The following is a 15,784-nucleotide window of genomic DNA, read 5'->3' as shown; positions in this document are numbered from 1 at the left end:
GAACCCGTGCACCGATCCCGTACGGCCGCGCTGCTCACCGCGGCCGCCACCCTCCTGTTCGGCGCCGTCGCGCTGACCACCGGCTCGGATCCGGCCGCCGCGCACGGCGCGGCGATCACCCCGGGCAGCCGGACCTACCTGTGCTGGAAGGACGGCCTCACCTCGACCGGTGAGATCAAGCCCAACAACCCCGCCTGCGCGGCAGCGGTCGCCGAGAGCGGGGCCAACTCGCTCTACAACTGGTTCGGCGTGCTGCGCTCCGACGCCGGTGGCCGGACCGTCGGCTTCATCCCCGACGGCAAGCTGTGCAGCGGCGGCAACCCCGGCTACAGCGGGTACGACCTGGCCCGCACGGACTGGCCGGTGACCCACCTGACCGCCGGGGCGAGGCACGACTTCCGGTACAGCAACTGGGCCGCCCATCCGGGCACCTTCTACTACTACGTCACCAAGGACAGTTGGAGCCCGACCCGGCCGCTGGCCTGGAGCGACCTGGAGGACCAGCCGTTCCTGACCGTCACCAACCCGCCGCAGAGCGGCTCGCCGGGCACCGACGGCGGGTACTACTACTTCAGCGGCAACCTGCCGGCGAACAAGAGCGGGCGGCACATCATCTACTCCCGCTGGGTCCGCTCGGACAGCCAGGAGAACTTCTTCGGCTGCTCCGACGTCACCTTCGACGGCGGCAACGGCGAGGTCACCGGCACCGGCCCGGGCGGCACGCCCACCCCGACCACCCCGGCCCCGACCCCGACCACGCCGAGCCCGACGCCCACCCCGACCACGCCCAGCCCCACCCCGACCGCGCCGAGCCCGACGCCCACTCCGACGCCGACCTCGACCACCCCGGCGCCGGGGAGCGGCTGCATGGCGGTGTACAAGGTGGTCAGCGCGTGGCCGGGCGGCTTCCAGGGCGAGGTCATGATCATGAACCACAGCACGCGCAGCTACGGCGGCTGGGTGGCGAGCTGGAGCTGGCCCAGCGGTCAGCGGCTCACCCAGCTCTGGAACGGCACGGCGAGCACCACCGGCGCCACGGTGACCGTCGCCAACGCCGCGTGGAACGGCACCCTCGCCCCCGAGGGCACCACCACCTTCGGCTTCACCGCCTCCACCACCGGCACCAACACCCTCCCCACCGTCACCTGCTCCGGCCGCTGACCCCCACCGGCCCGGACCACGCCGGCTGAAACGATCAAGAGGTTTGCGTCACCGGACGGGCTCCGGCTGACGCAAACCTCTTGATCGACAAGCCCCGCGGTGGGGGTGGGGGTCAGCGGACCATGCTGCCGACGACCGGCTTGGTCAGGAGGGCGGACTGGTTGCGCTGGATGCCGGGGTCGAGGGTCTTCGCCACGAAGATGGCGTGCCAGATGCAGAAGATGAGCACGGTCCACACCTTGCGGGAGTGGTCCGCCTCCTCCCGCTTGTGCTCCTCCAGCAGCCGCATCGCGTACGACAGGTCGAGCAGGTCACCGGCGCCGGAGGTGGACAGCACGTGCCGGGCCCACTCGTACATCTCGCCGCGCAGCCAGACCCGGGTCGGGGTCGGGAAGCCGAGCTTCTTGCGGTTGACGATGGCCGGCGGCACCACGCCCTGCAACGCCTGGCGCATCGCGTACTTGGTGGCGTCGGAGCGGGGCGGGAGCTTCAGGTCCACCGGGATGCCGGCCGCCACGTCGAAGACCTCGCGGTCGAGGAAGGGCACCCGCACCTCCAGCGAGTGCGCCATCGAGATCCGGTCGGCCTTGACCAGGATGTCGCCGCGCAGCCAGGTGTAGAGGTCGACGTACTGCATCTTGGTGACGTCGTCCAGCTCGGTGCACTCGGCGTAGATCGGCGCGGTGACGTCGGTGTAGCGGACCGAGGGGTCGTAGCGGCGCAGCAGCTGCTGCTTCTCCTCCTCGGTGAACATCCGGGCGTTGCCGTAGTAGCGCTGCTCGATCGGGGTGGTGCCGCGCTCCAGGAAGCTCTTGCCCTTGACCCCCTGCGGGATCGCCTTGGAGACGGCCCGCAGGCCCTTCTGCACCCCGCCCGGCAGGCCGTTGACCGTGCCGAGGGAGAGCGGTTCGCGATAGATGGTGTACCCGCCGAAGAACTCGTCGGCGCCCTCGCCGGAGAGGACCACGGTGACGTGCTCGGCGGCCTTCTTGGCGACGAAGTAGAGCGGCACCAGCGCCGGGTCGGCCACCGGGTCGTCCAGGTGCCAGATGATCTTCGGCAGGGCGTCGATCATGTCCTGCGGCCCGATCTTGGTCGGGATCGTGGTGACGTCGAGGTGCCGGGCCGACTCCTGGGCGACGTCGATCTCGGAGTAGCCGGGGACGTCGTAGCCGACGGTGAAGGTGAGGATGTTCGGGTTGAACTCCCGGGCCAGCGCCACCACCGCGGTCGAGTCGATCCCGCTGGACAGGAACGAGCCGACCGGCACGTCCGAGCGCATGTGCATCCGGACGCTCTCCCGCAGCGTCTCCCGGATCTCGTGGTACAGCTTCTGCTCGTCGGAGACCGGCGCGGGGCGGAACACCGGCCGGTACCACCGGCGCACGTCGATCCGGCCGCCCGGCGTCCAGGTCAGGTACTCCCCCGACCCGATCCGGTTGACCCCCCGGTGCAGGGTGCCCGGTTCCGGGACGTACTGGAGGGTCAGGTAGTGGCTCAGGTTGGCGGTGTCGATCCCCGCGTCCCCCTGGTACGCCGACTGCGCGAACGGCAGCAGCGCCTTCTTCTCCGAGGCGAGGTAGAGCCCGTCGGCGGTCTCCAGGTAGTGCAGCGGCTTGATGCCGAAGTAGTCCCGGGCGCCGAACGCCCGCCGCTCCTGCCGGTCCCAGATGACGAAGGCGAACATGCCGCGCAGCCGGGTGAGCACCTGCTCGCCCCAGTAGTGGTAGCCGGCGACGATCACCTCGCCGTCGCCGTTCGTGGCGAACTGGGCGCCGAAGTCCCGGATCAGCTCGTCGCGCAGCTCGATGTAGTTGTAGATCTCACCGTTGAAGGTGAGCAGGTAGCGGCCACCCGCGTAGGGCAGCGGCTCGTGGCTGAGCGCCACGTCGATGATGGCCAGGCGCTTGTGCGCGAACACGCCGTCCGCGTACTGGCCGGAGGCGTCCCCGACCACCTCGACCCCGGTCTCGTCCGGGCCGCGGTGGTGCAGGCACTCCAGTGCTCCGGCGATGTTGTCGCGGTGGGCGGCGGCGTCGCCGCGCGCGCTGAAGAAGGCCAGGAGTCCGCACATGGTCAGCATCTTTTCACGCGGGCCGTCCGGGCGTCGCGGCACCGCTGGCTCTGCCCCCTCCCGCGCCCCGCGACCGGCCGCCGCGGCACCGCGGGAGGCCCGGCTCCGGCGGCCCGGTAGCGTCTGGACCAGCAACGACGCGCAAGGGGGCCGATCATGACCGAGGAACGGACGCAGCCGGACGGGACGCAGTCGCACGACCCGGACTTCCCCGAGGCGTTCCTGACGTTCATGCGGCAGGGCTGGCGGGACACCGAACTGCCGGTCGGCCCCCGACCGGAGGTGCCGAACTACGCGAAGCGGCGGGCCGCGCTCTCCGCGACCTTCCCCGGCGAGACCCTGGTGATCCCGACCGGCGGCGAGAAGGTACGCGCCAACGACACCGACCACCCGTTCCGGCCGGGCAGCGACTTCGCCTACCTGACCGGCGACCACGACCCGGACAGCGTGCTGGTGCTGCGGCCGAACGGCTCGGGCCACGACGCCACGCTCTTCATGCGTCCCCGGTCGTCGCGGCGGACCGACGAGTTCTTCCGCAGCCGCAACGGCGAGCTCTGGGTGGGTCGGCGGCCCACCCTCGGCGAGCGCTCGACCAAGCTGGGCCTGCCGACCGAGGACCTGACCGAGCTGGACGCGGCGCTGGCCGACTGCGCGCCGGGGCGTACCCGGGTGTTGCGGGGATTCGACGCCCGGGTGGACGCGGCCGTGCGCCCGCTCGACGGCCGACCGGCGCGCGACCGGGAGCTGGCCGTGGCGATCGCGGAGCTGAAGCTGGTCAAGGACGAGTGGGAGATCGCCCAGCTCCAGGACGCCTGCGACGCGACCGTCCGCGGCTTCGAGGACGTGGCCCGGGCGCTGCCGGCCGACCGGGCGGTGTCGGAGCGGCTGCTGGAGGGGATCTTCGCGCTGCGCGCCCGGCACGACGGCAACGACGTCGGCTACAACTCGATCGTCGGTGCCGGTGAGCACGCCACGATCCTGCACTGGGTGCACAACCACGGTGCCACCCGGCCGGGTGAGCTGCTGCTGATGGACATGGGGGTGGAGAACCGCCACCTCTACACCGCCGACGTCACCCGGGTGCTGCCGGTCGACGGCCGGTTCACCCCGCTCCAGCGCCAGGTGTACGACGCCGTCCTCGCCGCGCAGCAGGCGGGCATCGACGTGATCCGGCCGGGGGTGGCGTTCCGGGACGTGAACCAGGCCGCCATGCGGGTGCTCGCCGAGGCGCTGCGGGACCTGGGGCTGCTGCCGGTGAGCGTGGACGAGGCGATGGACCCGGCCTCGACGATCTATCGTCGCTGGACGCTGCACGGCACCAGCCACATGCTCGGCATCGACGTGCACGACTGCGCCAACGCCCGCAAGGAGCGCTACCGGGACGGCGAGCTGGGCGAGGGTTACGTGCTGACGGTGGAGCCGGGGCTCTATTTCCAGCCGGAGGACGAGCTGGTCCCCGAGGAGCTGCGCGGCGTCGGGGTGCGGATCGAGGACGACATCCTGGTCACCGCGACCGGTGCGGTGAACCTCTCGGCCGGCCTGCCGCGCCGCGCCGACGAGGTGGAGACCTGGCTCGCCGAGCAGCGCGAGGCGGGTCCGCGCCTGCCGGGCTGACCCTCCCGTACGACCACCTGCGGCGGGTCCCGTCGCCGGCGTCCGCGACCGTTGCTGTCGCGCTGACGCCGACACCGGGGCCCGCCGCTGTTTGCGCTGCTCAGCGCCCTTCCTGCCCGCACGGGCCGGTAGTACCACCCGTCCCGGATGTGAGCGGAATGCGGGGTTTTCTCGGATAAGTCCTCGTCGCGAGGATCCTTCTCATACGGTGACTATCAGAGGCTACAACCGATTTGTAGCAGGTCGCCCCACCTGGGGTGGTGCGGCGCCTTTGAAGCACGAAAGGGCGGAAGGCTCTGATGTCCAACGACGTAACGACTACCGACGGCGGGGCGCCGATGACCCCGCCGACGAACAGGCGGCGGGCGCTCTGGGTCGCCACCGGCGTGGCCGGGCTGACCGGCGTCGTCGGTCTGGCGGCGCTGGGTGGTCTCGCCGCTCGGGACAACAAGTCCGACGACGCACAGCGCGCGTCGGAGAACCACGTCGCCGCGCCGCAGAACGTCAGCGACGCCGGCACCACCGAGGACGAGACCGGCAAGGACGCCGACGAGAAGGGCGGCACCGACGCCGACGAGCAGAACCGGCTGGACCAGTACGGCCGGGACGGCAAGGGCCGCGACGAGCGTGGCGAGCACGGCCGGGACAAGGACCGGGACCGCGACGAGCACGGGCGCGTGCGGGAGGTGCCCTGCGACGACGAGAAGCTGATCGAGGCCGTGGACCTGGCCAACCGGGACCACGGCGGCACCCTGAAGCTCGCCCCGCACTGCACGTACGAGCTGAGCTTCTCCGACCGCAAGGCCGGCGCGGCACTGCCGACCATCCGGCAGGAGATCACCATCAAGGGCGAGGACTCCACCATCAAGCGCGACTCCGAAGACGCCTTCCGGCTCTTCCGCGTCGCCGACGGCGGCGACCTCACCCTGAAGGACGTCACCCTCAAGGGCGGCAACGCCGCCGAGTTCAAGTACGGCCAGGCACCCTCGACCAGCACCCAGGGCGGCCAGAACCTCCAGGCCCCGCAGGGCGGCCAGGGCGGCGCGGCTGCGCAGGGCGGTCCCGGGGGCCCGGGGCAGCGCAAGGACGGCGAGGCCGACGGCGGTGCGCTGCTGGTCGAGCACGGCGGCAGCGCCCACCTGGAGAAGGTGAAGCTGGTCGACAACAACGCCGAGGGCAACGGCGGCGCGATCGCCAACTACGGCCGCGTCGACCTGGCCTGGAGCACGGTCGCGGACAACCACGCCCGGGAGAGCGGTGGCGGCATCTTCAACGCCGGCCTGCTCAAGGTCAAGGAGTCCCACGTCGCCCACAACACCGCCGTCAAGAACGGTGGCGGTATCGCCAACGGCCACGGCAGGAAGTACGGCTACCCGCACGTCGTCATCGACGGGCGCGACCAGGCCGGCAGCGTGGAGATCTTCAAGAGCACCATCGAGGGCAACCAGGCCGGCGACAACGGCGGTGGCGTGTTCAGCTCCGGCGGGTTCGTCAAGATCGCGTTCGGCGCCGTCGTGGAGAACACCGCCTGCCGCAACGGCGGTGGCATCTACGCCGAGGACACCGACCTCGACCTCGAGAAGGTGATCGTCGCCAAGAACCACGCCGACAAGGACGGCGGCGGCATCGTCAACACCGGCGGCGAGAAGAAGAAGGACGGCCCGTCGTACGACGGTGCCGGGAAGGAGCAGGAGGCCACCGCCACCATCGCCGACAGCAGGATCGTCGACAACACCGCCGGACGCTTCGGCGGCGGCATCTTCAACGGCGACCTGGAGGTCAAGCTCCAGGACGGCTTCCTGCAGGCGCCCGACGGCGGGGACCGCAAGGGTGACAACGCCACCCTGACCCTGCGGGACACCGAGATCAAGGGCAACACCGCCCTCAACGGCGGCGGCATCTTCAACAACAAGGGCACGGTCACCCTGACCAAGACCCGCGTCACCAAGAACACCGCCACCGACTCGTCCAAGCTGCACCGGGTCGCCGGCGGGATCCTCAACAACGACGGTCGGGTCAAGCTCGACGAGAAGTCGACCGTGACCGACAACGACCCGACCAACTGCGCCGGGACCGTCAAGGACTGCTTCAACTGAACCACCACATAACCGCGGGGGTCCCTTTCCGTCGCCCGGCGACGGGAAGGGACTCCCCTCGCCCCCTTCGAGGGGTACGTCGGGCGCGTCCCGAATGCGGCGGGCGTCGGTGACCATCGGCTTTCCGCCCCGCACGGCCCCCTTGGTCCTCGTGACACCGCTGCGGCATCGCCGTCCGCCCTGCTGCCCGCTGCACCGCCCACGTCCCGGATGTGGGCTTTTTTCGCATATGCACACGAGGCGAAGAAGGTTCTCATACGGTGTTTCTCAGCAGCTACAACCGATTTGTAGCGAAGGCCGCCTCGCTGTGACGAAGCGACCTTGCCTGGTACAAGGAGAGGGCAGAGAGCTCCGATGTCCAACAACCTTCGCAATAACGATGACGCCACTCGTGAGACGACCTCCCCGATCCGTCGTCGTCGGCTCTGGCTCGCCACCGGCGTCGTCGGCCTGACCGGGGCGGTCAGCCTGGCCGGCGTGGCGTACGCGACCACCGGGGCCACCGGTCCCCACCGGCTGGCCGACGTGAAGTGGTCGACCGCCCAGCAGGTCAGCGACGACAACCACGGCGACGAGCAGGGCGACGAGAAGGATCGCGACGCGCGGAACGCCGAGGACCAGTACGGCCGGGACGGCAAGGGCCGCGACGAGCGTGGCGAGCACGGCCGGGACAAGGACCGGGACCGCGACGACCACGGGCGCGTGCGGGAGGTGCCCTGCGACGACGAGAAGCTGATCGAGGCCGTGGACCTGGCCAACCGGGACCACGGCGGCACCCTGAAGCTCGCCCCGCACTGCACGTACGAGCTGAGCTTCTCCGACCGCAAGGCCGGCGCGGCACTGCCGACCATCCGGCAGGAGATCACCATCAAGGGCGAGGACTCCACCATCAAGCGCGACTCCGAAGACGCCTTCCGGCTCTTCCGCGTCGCCGACGGCGGCGACCTCACCCTGAAGGACGTCACCCTCAAGGGCGGCAACGCCGCCGAGTTCAAGTACGGCCAGGCACCCTCGACCAGCACCCAGGGCGGCCAGAACCTCCAGGCCCCGCAGGGCGGCCAGGGCGGCGCGGCTCCGCAGGGCGGCCAGGCCGTCCAGGCGCCGCAGGTCGTCCAGGCCCCGCAGGGGGCCCAGGCCGCCGCGGCTCCGCAGGGGGCGCAGGCAGCGGCGGCTCCGCAGGGGGTCCCCGCGTCGGCTCCGCAGGCGGCGCAGGCCGGGCTCTCCGGCGCGGCGCCGCACAAGGGCGGCGAGGCGGACGGCGGTGCCCTGCTGGTCGAGCACGGCGGCAGCGCCCACCTGGAGAAGGTGAAGCTGATCGGCAACAACGCCGAGGGCAACGGTGGCGCGATCGCCAACTACGGCCGGGTCGACCTGGCCTGGAGCACCGTCGAGGACAACCACGCCCGCGAGAACGGCGGCGGTATCTTCAACACCGGCCTGCTCAAGGTCAAGGAGTCCCACGTCGCCCACAACACCGCCGGCGACAACGGCGGCGGCATCGCCAACGGGCGCGGCAAGAAGGAGGGCTACCCGCGCGTCCTCGTGGACGGCCGCGACGAGGCCGGCAGCGTGGAGATCTTCAAGAGCTCCATCGAGGGCAACCAGGCCGGCGAGAACGGCGGCGGTCTGTTCAGCTCGGGCGGGTTCCTCCAGGTCAGCTACTCCTTCGTCAAGGAGAACACCGCCTGCCGCAACGGCGGTGGCATCTACGCCGAGGACACCGACATCGACCTCGACCACGTCGTCGTCGCCAAGAACCACGCGAACTACGGGGGCGGCGGCGTCGTCAACACCGGCGGCAAGCGCGAGGCGGGCCTGGTGCCCGGCCGCGACGAGCGCCAGGAGGCCACGGCCACCATCGCCGACAGCAAGATCGTCGACAACACCGCCGGCGGCTTCGGCGGCGGCATCTTCAACGGTGAGTGGCTGGTCAAGGTCGAGGAAGGCTTCGCGGAGGGACCGGAGGGCCGGGGCGACAACGCCACCCTGACCCTGCGGGACACCGAGATCAAGGGCAACACCGCCCTCAACGGCGGCGGCATCTTCAACAACAAGGGCACGGTCACCCTGACCAAGACCCGCGTCACCAAGAACACCGCCACCGACTCGTCCAAGCTGCACCGGGTCGCCGGGGGCATCCTCAACATCGACGGCCGGGTCAAGCTCGACGAGACGTCGACCGTGACCGACAACGACCCGACCAACTGCGCCGGGACCGTCAAGGACTGCTTCAACTGACGCAGGCCCACGCTCGGACCGGACGGACCGCCGGCCCCCTGCCACTTCGGTGGCAGGGGGCCGGACCCGTCTCCCCGCCGCAGCACGTCCGAACGCCGTCGGCCCCCGTCCGCTGATCGCGGACGGGGGCCGACGTCACCAACGGGTGGTCACTGCTGGACGAAGACCGCCACGCTGCGGGCCGGCACGGTGAACGTGCCGCTCGCCTTGTCGAACGAGGCCGTCCGGAGCACCGGGTCGGCCGAGTTCCGCAGCACCGGGTGCAGGGCCACGTTCGACCCGCGCAGACCGGTCACCGTCTGCTCCGCCGCCTTCGGGGTGGCGTTGAAGACCACGGTCACCGACTTCCACGTCCCACCCAGCCCGCGAGCGTCGAGGGTCATGGTGAGCACCCCCGGGGTCTCGTTCTCGCCGGAGAGCGGGAAGGCGACACGCTTCTGCACCTGGTCGGCGGTGGTCAGCCCGAAGACCGGCGAGGACTCGCGGACCTTGAGCAGTTCCGCGTACCGGGCGTCGGCCAGGTTGATCGCCGCGCAGTCCGGCACCAGCTTCGGGTCGGCCAAAAGCGGCTTCGCGTACGGCCACTTGTCCTGGTTGTCCTGCGCCGGCGGGAGACCGGCGCCGAAGCCGTTGCCCTGCGTGCAGTCCCAGCGGATCTGGTTGAACCAGTCACCGGAGTTGAACGAGTTACGGTCCAGCGACTTGGAGCGCAGCCGCTCCGAGCCGGCCGTCACGAACCCGGGTCCCTGCCCGAGGGCGGTGGTGGAGAGGGCGAGCACCTGCATCCGGGCCCGGTCCTGGGCCGAGGTGTCCTGCGGCAGCTTGTACGCCAACGCGTCGTACAGGATCTCGTTGTCGTGCGCGTCGACGTAGGTGACCGCCTCGCCCGGCGCGGCGGTGTAGCCGGCCGGCGAGCCGTTGTAGTCCACCTGCGCACCGGTGACGACCTTGCCCGACGAGTCGGTGAACCGGTAGCCGCGCAGGTTGCCGGTCAGGCCGACCTTGATCAGGTCCTGCGAGTGCCGCAGCCGGGCCTTCTGCTCGGCGGCGGTGCCGTTGACGTCGTCGCCGTTCGGGTCGGTGTACAGGCCGGAGGCGAAGCCCTGCACCCGCGGGTTCCCGTCGAACGGGCCCCCGCCCCGGACCGCGTCGCGGAGCCGGTCGTTGAAGGTGGCGATCCCGGTGCCGGCCATGTTGACCTGGCTGGCCTGCACGAACCGGGCGTCGTTGGCGACCTCGCCGAAGTTCCAGCCCTCGCCGTAGAGCAGGATCTTCTTCCCGTCCACGCCGTCGCGGGCCACGGTGAGCTTGTCCAGCGCGGCCCGGACGGCCAGGATGTTCGCCTTCGGGTGGTGACCCATCAGGTCGAACCGGAAACCGTCCACCTTGTACGCCTTGGCCCAGGTGACCAGGGAGTCCACCACGAGCTTGCCCATCATGGCGTGTTCGGGGGCGGTGTTGGCGCAGCAGGTGGAGTTGGCGATGCTGCCGTCGTCCAGCTGCCGGTGGTAGTAGCCGGGCACCACCTGGTCGAGCACCGACTTCGGGTCGGTGCCGGCGGCCGAGGTGTGGTTGTAGACGACGTCCATCACCACGCGCAGGCCCGCCTGGTTGACCCCGGCGACCATCTGCCGGAACTCGGTGGTCCGCTTCGCACCGTTCGGGTCGACGGCGTAGCCGCCCTCCGGCACGGTGTAGTGCAGCGGGTCGTACCCCCAGTTGAAGCCGTCCTTCTCCGCCACGGCGGTGACGCACTTCTGCTGCTGGTCGGAGTCCGGGGGCAGCGCGGCCAGGTCGCAGGCCGGCTGCTGCTGGTCGGCCCGCTTCTCGGGGATGGTGGCGAAGTCGAACGTCGGCAGCAGGTGCAGGTAGTTGACCCCCGCGTCGCCGAGCGACTTCAGGTGCTTCATGCCGGCCGTGTTCGGGTCGGTGAAGGCGAGGTAGGTGCCCCGCCGCTCGGCCGGCACGCTCGCGTCGGCGATGGAGAAGTCGCGGACCGACAGCTCGGAGATCTGCGCCTTGGACGACGGCACGGCCGCCGGCTTGCGCAGCGTCGCCCAGCCGGCCGGCGCGAGCGCCGGGTCGGTCAGGTCGACGATCTGGCTGTGCGTCGAGTCCGGCGCCAGCGCCACCGAGTACGGGTCGGTCACCGAGGCGGTGACCACCTTCTGCGCGGCCGGCTGCCACGCCTCCACCTGGTAGCGGTAGTAGCGACCGGTCCACGCCTTGGTGCCGCGCACCGACCAGACGCCGGTGCGGTCGTTGCGGCTCATCGTCACGGTCTTCGTCGGCTCGGCCGTGGCCGAGTCGAAGAGCTGGAGCGACACCGTCCGGGCGGTGGGCGCCCAGACCGCCAGGGTGGGGACCTTGCCGGCGAACGTCGGCCCGAGCTTCGCCGTGGTGGCGGCCCGGTAGACGTCGTCGAGCACGCCCGGGATCTGCACCCCGGTCGCGCCGAGCAGGGTGCCCGCGGCGTCCCGCTCGGTCACCACGAGCTGCCCGCGCAGCGCCGCCGGCACCTTGGCCAGGTCGGCCTGGCCGAGGCTGAAGGCGTGGTAGGCCCACAGGTGCGGCCAGGCCGCGCGCTGGGCCTCGGTGAGCCCGTTGCGCTGCGCCCGCAGCGGCAGCGTGGTGTACGTCCCGGAGAGTTCACCGTCGGTGATGCTCAGCCCGCCCGCCGGGGCGGCGACGAGGGCGTACTGCTTGCCGTCGGTCGGCCCGGTCTGCCAGGCGACGGTGGACCGGTCGATCCACTGCGCCTTCTCCTTGGTGATGTCCACGTCCTTCGCGACGCCGGAGGAGGTGGCCGGCAGCAGCCGTCCCTTGACCCCGGCGAGCAGCCACACCTCGTGTCCGGCGGTGCCGAAGTCCAGCCGCTGGTCGTCGGGCTGATCCTTGGCGTCACCGTTGTGGATGATGTAGTTCAGCCCGGTCGCCCCGGCCGCGAGCGGCACCCGGAAGACCGCCCCGTACGAGTCGATCTTCTCCGGCTTGAGCGGGTTGCCCCAGTCGGTGGGGTTGGCGGCGCCGTCCCAGAGGTGCAGGCCCCAGCCGTCGTAGTTGCCGTCGGCCTTGCGCCAGTGGATGAGCGCGGTGCTCTGGTCGACCGCCGGGTCGGGCTCGCCGGTGGCGGCCTGCCGGGTCGGGTAGAGCGTGCCGTCGCCCTGCTTGACCCAGACCTCACCGGTCTGCGTCACGTCGATGGCGCGGTCGTTGCCGACGTCCTTGTTCCCGTCCTTGTCGACCACCAGGAAGCCGACGGACTTCGCGCCCGGCTTCAGCTTGACCCAGGCGAACCGGCCGAACGAGTCCTCGCCGGCGAACGGCTGCCCCTTGGGCCACTCGGTGGCGTACGCCGGGTCGATGTCGCCCCAGGTGTAGAGGCCCCAGTCGGCGTAGCCGCCGGCCGGACGCTGGTAGTGCACCACCGCCCAGTCCCGCGACGCGCCCTGGGCCGGGGTGCCGACGACGCCGGTGGAGCGGGCGCTCGCCGTCCGGCCCTTGCCGTCGCGGACGACGGCCTTGTATTCGACCTTCGTGCCGCCGGCCAGGCCGACGAGGTCGTGGTGCACGGTGTACGGCGCGGTGTGCGCGGTGCCCAGCAGGGTCCACCTGCCGCCGGGGACCCGGGCGGCGAAGGTGACGGTCGCCAGCGGGTCGCCGGTGACCTTGGCGGTCACGGTGGCCTTGGTGGCGACCGGGTCGGCGCCCGGCGCGGTGATGGTGACGCCCGGGGCGGCGTCGGCCTGCGGGATGGCCCGGTCGGCCTTGAGCACCACGGCCGACATCGCCGGCACGGTGACGCTCAGCTTGCCGTCGGCGCCGGCCGTCGAGGTGGCCGCGCCGCCGTAGAGGCCGGTGAAGGTGGCGCCGGCCGACCAGGTGTCCACCGAGACAGTCTGCGGGGTGGACGCGTTGTTCACCGCGACGACGTGTTCGATGCGCTGGGACGGCAGGATCCGGGAGAAGGCGAAGACGCCCGCGCCCTCGGCCGCGTACCGGGTGACCTGGACGCCGTCCCGCAGGGCCGGGTTGGCCGCGCGGAGCTTGCCCAGCTCGGCGATGGTGCGGTACAGCGGGTGGGTCCTGTCGTACTGGTCGCTGGCGTGGGTGCGGGTGGTGCCGATCAGGTCGTCGTCGAGGTAGTCCGCCGTCTTCGAGGCGAACATGTCCTGCCGGGCGTCCTTGTCGCCGCCGGGGCCGGTGAAGCCCTGCTCGTCGCCGGAGTAGACGACGGGCTGCCCGCGGGTGAGGAACATCAGCTGGTGGGCGAGCTGGTCGCGCTTGAGCTGGCTGGCGTCGTCACCGCCGGCCGCGGCGATGAACGAGCCGATCCGGCCCATGTCGTGGTTGCCGAGGAAGGTGGTCTGCCGGCGCGCGTCGGTGTCCCGGGCGGCGTACAGGTCGTCCTTGGCGTACATGTCGGCGAGGGCCTTGGCGGAGCCGTCGGCGGCGGTGTAGCCGCGCGCCGCCTCCTGGAACGAGAAGTCCAGGGTGGCCGGCAGGCCGCCGCGTCGCACGTAGGTCGACTCGATCTCCTGGTCGGCGCTGTAGACCTCGCCGAACATGAAGAAGTCCTTCTTGCCGGCCTTCTCGGCGGCCCGCTTGATGCCCTGGCTGAACTGCGGCCAGAAGTCGAGGTTGGCGTGCTTGACGGTGTCCAGCCGGAAGCCGTCGACGCCGGTGTTGCCGATCCAGTCGCCGTAGACCTTGGTCAGCCCGCGCACCACCTCGGGACGCTCGGTCCACAGGTCGTCCAGGCCGAAGAAGTCGCCGTACTCGCTGTTCTCGCCCGCGAAGGTCGAGTCACCGCGGTTGTGGTACATCGTCGGGTCGTTCAGCCAGGCCGGGACCTTGGCCTTCGCGTCGGCCGGGGTGGCGAACGTCGGCGTGTACGGGAAGGACTTCAGGTTGACCTTCGGGAATTCCCGGGTGCCGTCGGCGTAGTTACGGTCCTCGAAGGGCCGCCCCTGCGCGTCCTTGTACGGCGCGGTCTTCTTGTCGACGTACGCGTACTTGTCCTCGGCGTACTTGATGACGTCGGCGGTGTGGTTGACGATGACGTCGAGGTAGACCTTGATGCCCCGCTGGTGAGCCAGCTTGACCAGCTGCTTCAGCTCCTCGTTGGTGCCGAAGTGCGGGTCGACCTGGGTGAAGTCGGTGATCCAGTAGCCGTGGTAGCCGGCGGAGACGTCCGCGCCGGTGCCCTGCACGGGCCGGTTCTTGAAGATCGGGGCGAGCCAGATGGCGGTGGTGCCGAGGCCCTGGATGTAGTCGATCTTGTTGATGACGCCCTTGAGGTCGCCGCCGTGGTAGAAGCCCTTGTCGGTCGGGTCGTACCCGGTGCTCAGCCGGTCACCGGTCAGACCGCCGGTGTCGTTGCGCTTGTCGCCGTTGGCGAAGCGGTCCGGCAGGACGAAGTAGAACTGGTCGGCCTTGGCGGTGCTGTCGCCGGCCTTGAGCAGGGCCTCGGCGGAGGGCTCCTGGCTCCACTGCGCCGCACCGGCGGCGGCGAGGAGGTCGGTGCGGGGGGCCCGGTCGGTGCTGTCGTTGCCCAGTTGGTGAACGGCGACCGGCACGCCGACGAGGGCGAGGGTGAGACTGGAGACCAAGGCGAGCAACGCCTTGCGGGATATCGGCGGGGGTTTCATCGACGGCCTTCCTCTGGTCGCTGATTCGCCCGCACGCTAGCTCTTGCCGAAACATTCTGCAATACCTTGCAAACCAAGTCGCAACAAAGCAGCCGGCTTGCGAAACCTGCCGTCATCGCCCGCACCGCGACGGTCGCCGAGGGTGATCGGGCGGGTCCCGACGACGCGGTCAGAGCCCGGAACAGGGGGCGTCGTCGACCGTGCACCCGGCGGGCCGGGTGGTGCCGGTGGCCTCGAAGTGGAAGCGCAACGGCACTGACGCCCCGGCCGCCAGGTCGACCCCGCTGGTGTACGTGAAGACCTCGCCGGAGACACTGGCCCGCCCCTGCTCCGCACCCTCCACCCAGGAGGTGACCAGACGCCCGGTGGGAAAGACCAGGCGCACCGTCCAACCCCGGGCGGTCGAGTCGGCGTTGCTGATCCGCACCTCGCCGATGAAGCCGCCGTCGAAGGTGTCCACCACCGCGTACCGGCCGGTGACCGGGGAGGGCGGCGGGGCGGCGGACGACGGCGCGGGAGCCGGGGTGGGGCGTCCGCTCCCCGCGCCACCCCCCGACGACCCGGACGGGCCGGCCGTCGGCGCGACGGCACTCGGCAGGACGGTCGACCGCGGCGACAGCCCCGGCACGACCGGCGCGGTCACCGTCGGGTCGACCCGCGACGGGGTGGGCGACGGCAGGTCGGGCAGCGGCACGGTCGCCGGCGGCGGGCCCGGCTGGGCGTCGAAGGGCCGCCGCCCCCGGGCCGCGCCCAGCGCGACGATCAGCAGCACCACCATCACGATCACGCCGATGGAGACCACGACCCAGGGCGACGAGGCGATGGCGGTGCTGGCACCGGGCAACGGTCGTTTGCGGCGAGTGCCGGACATGCCCCTCCCCTGTCGGTCCCGTCCGGTGAGCGTAGCGATCGACGGCAATGTCGGAAAGTGCCCGACCCGGCAGCGGACC

The 15,784-nt window shown here is 71.1% G+C and carries 7 protein-coding genes; 4 read left to right on the top strand and 3 right to left on the bottom strand.

The window, feature by feature from the left end:
* Positions 1-6 precede the first annotated feature (6 nt).
* Positions 7-1,161, top strand: coding sequence for a lytic polysaccharide monooxygenase (locus ABUL08_RS03390; protein ID WP_350934402.1), 1,155 nt, complete (start codon positions 7-9; stop codon positions 1,159-1,161).
* Between the two features lie 112 nt (positions 1,162-1,273).
* On the opposite strand, the gene asnB is transcribed toward ABUL08_RS03390, so the two are convergent.
* Positions 1,274-3,235: an asparagine synthase (glutamine-hydrolyzing) gene (gene asnB / locus ABUL08_RS03385; protein ID WP_350934401.1), complete on the bottom strand. Its 1,962-nt coding sequence runs from the start codon at positions 3,233-3,235 to the stop codon at positions 1,274-1,276.
* A gap of 156 nt (positions 3,236-3,391) precedes the next feature.
* On the opposite strand from asnB, the gene ABUL08_RS03380 reads away from it, so the two are divergent.
* The 3 genes from ABUL08_RS03380 to ABUL08_RS03370 all read left to right on the top strand — a co-directional run bounded on the left by ABUL08_RS03380 (position 3,392) and on the right by ABUL08_RS03370 (position 9,183).
* Complete coding sequence (locus ABUL08_RS03380; protein WP_350934399.1) at positions 3,392-4,849, top strand: aminopeptidase P family protein; 1,458 nt, start codon at positions 3,392-3,394, stop codon at positions 4,847-4,849.
* Between the two features lie 299 nt (positions 4,850-5,148).
* On the top strand, positions 5,149-6,945 hold the full coding sequence (locus tag ABUL08_RS03375) for a hypothetical protein (RefSeq protein ID WP_350934397.1): 1,797 nt from the start codon (positions 5,149-5,151) through the stop codon (positions 6,943-6,945).
* Between the two features lie 354 nt (positions 6,946-7,299).
* Positions 7,300-9,183 carry a hypothetical protein gene (locus tag ABUL08_RS03370; protein ID WP_350934395.1) on the top strand — a complete coding sequence of 628 codons (1,884 nt, stop codon included), beginning with the start codon at positions 7,300-7,302 and terminating at the stop codon, positions 9,181-9,183.
* Positions 9,184-9,332: 149 nt separating this feature from the next.
* On the opposite strand, the gene pulA is transcribed toward ABUL08_RS03370, so the two are convergent.
* Positions 9,333-14,834, bottom strand: a complete 5,502-nt coding sequence (gene pulA / locus ABUL08_RS03365; protein WP_350934393.1) for a pullulanase-type alpha-1,6-glucosidase — start codon at positions 14,832-14,834, stop codon at positions 9,333-9,335.
* 169 nt (positions 14,835-15,003) lie between these two features.
* Positions 15,004-15,705 carry a cellulose binding domain-containing protein gene (locus ABUL08_RS03360; RefSeq protein ID WP_350934392.1) on the bottom strand — a complete coding sequence of 234 codons (702 nt, stop codon included), beginning with the start codon at positions 15,703-15,705 and terminating at the stop codon, positions 15,004-15,006.
* Between the last annotated feature and the right edge of the window lie 79 nt (positions 15,706-15,784).

It is taken from the genome of Micromonospora sp. CCTCC AA 2012012 (genome assembly GCF_040499845.1).
In the GTDB taxonomy this organism is placed as follows: domain Bacteria; phylum Actinomycetota; class Actinomycetes; order Mycobacteriales; family Micromonosporaceae; genus Micromonospora; species Micromonospora mangrovi.
The sequence above is the reverse complement of the archived record's forward strand: the minus strand, read 5'-3'. Positions and strand labels throughout refer to the sequence as shown.

Bases quoted from the DNA above. Each gene is read 5' to 3' on its own strand.
- asnB (WP_350934401.1), bottom strand. From the start codon at position 3,235: ATGTGCGGACTCCTGGCCTTCTTCAGCGCGCGCGGCGACGCCGCCGCC.
- ABUL08_RS03375 (WP_350934397.1), top strand. From the start codon at position 5,149: ATGTCCAACGACGTAACGACTACCGACGGCGGGGCGCCGATGACCCCG.
- ABUL08_RS03370 (WP_350934395.1), top strand. From the start codon at position 7,300: ATGTCCAACAACCTTCGCAATAACGATGACGCCACTCGTGAGACGACC.
- ABUL08_RS03380 (WP_350934399.1), top strand. From the start codon at position 3,392: ATGACCGAGGAACGGACGCAGCCGGACGGGACGCAGTCGCACGACCCG.
- ABUL08_RS03360 (WP_350934392.1), bottom strand. From the start codon at position 15,705: ATGTCCGGCACTCGCCGCAAACGACCGTTGCCCGGTGCCAGCACCGCC.
- pulA (WP_350934393.1), bottom strand. From the start codon at position 14,834: ATGAAACCCCCGCCGATATCCCGCAAGGCGTTGCTCGCCTTGGTCTCC.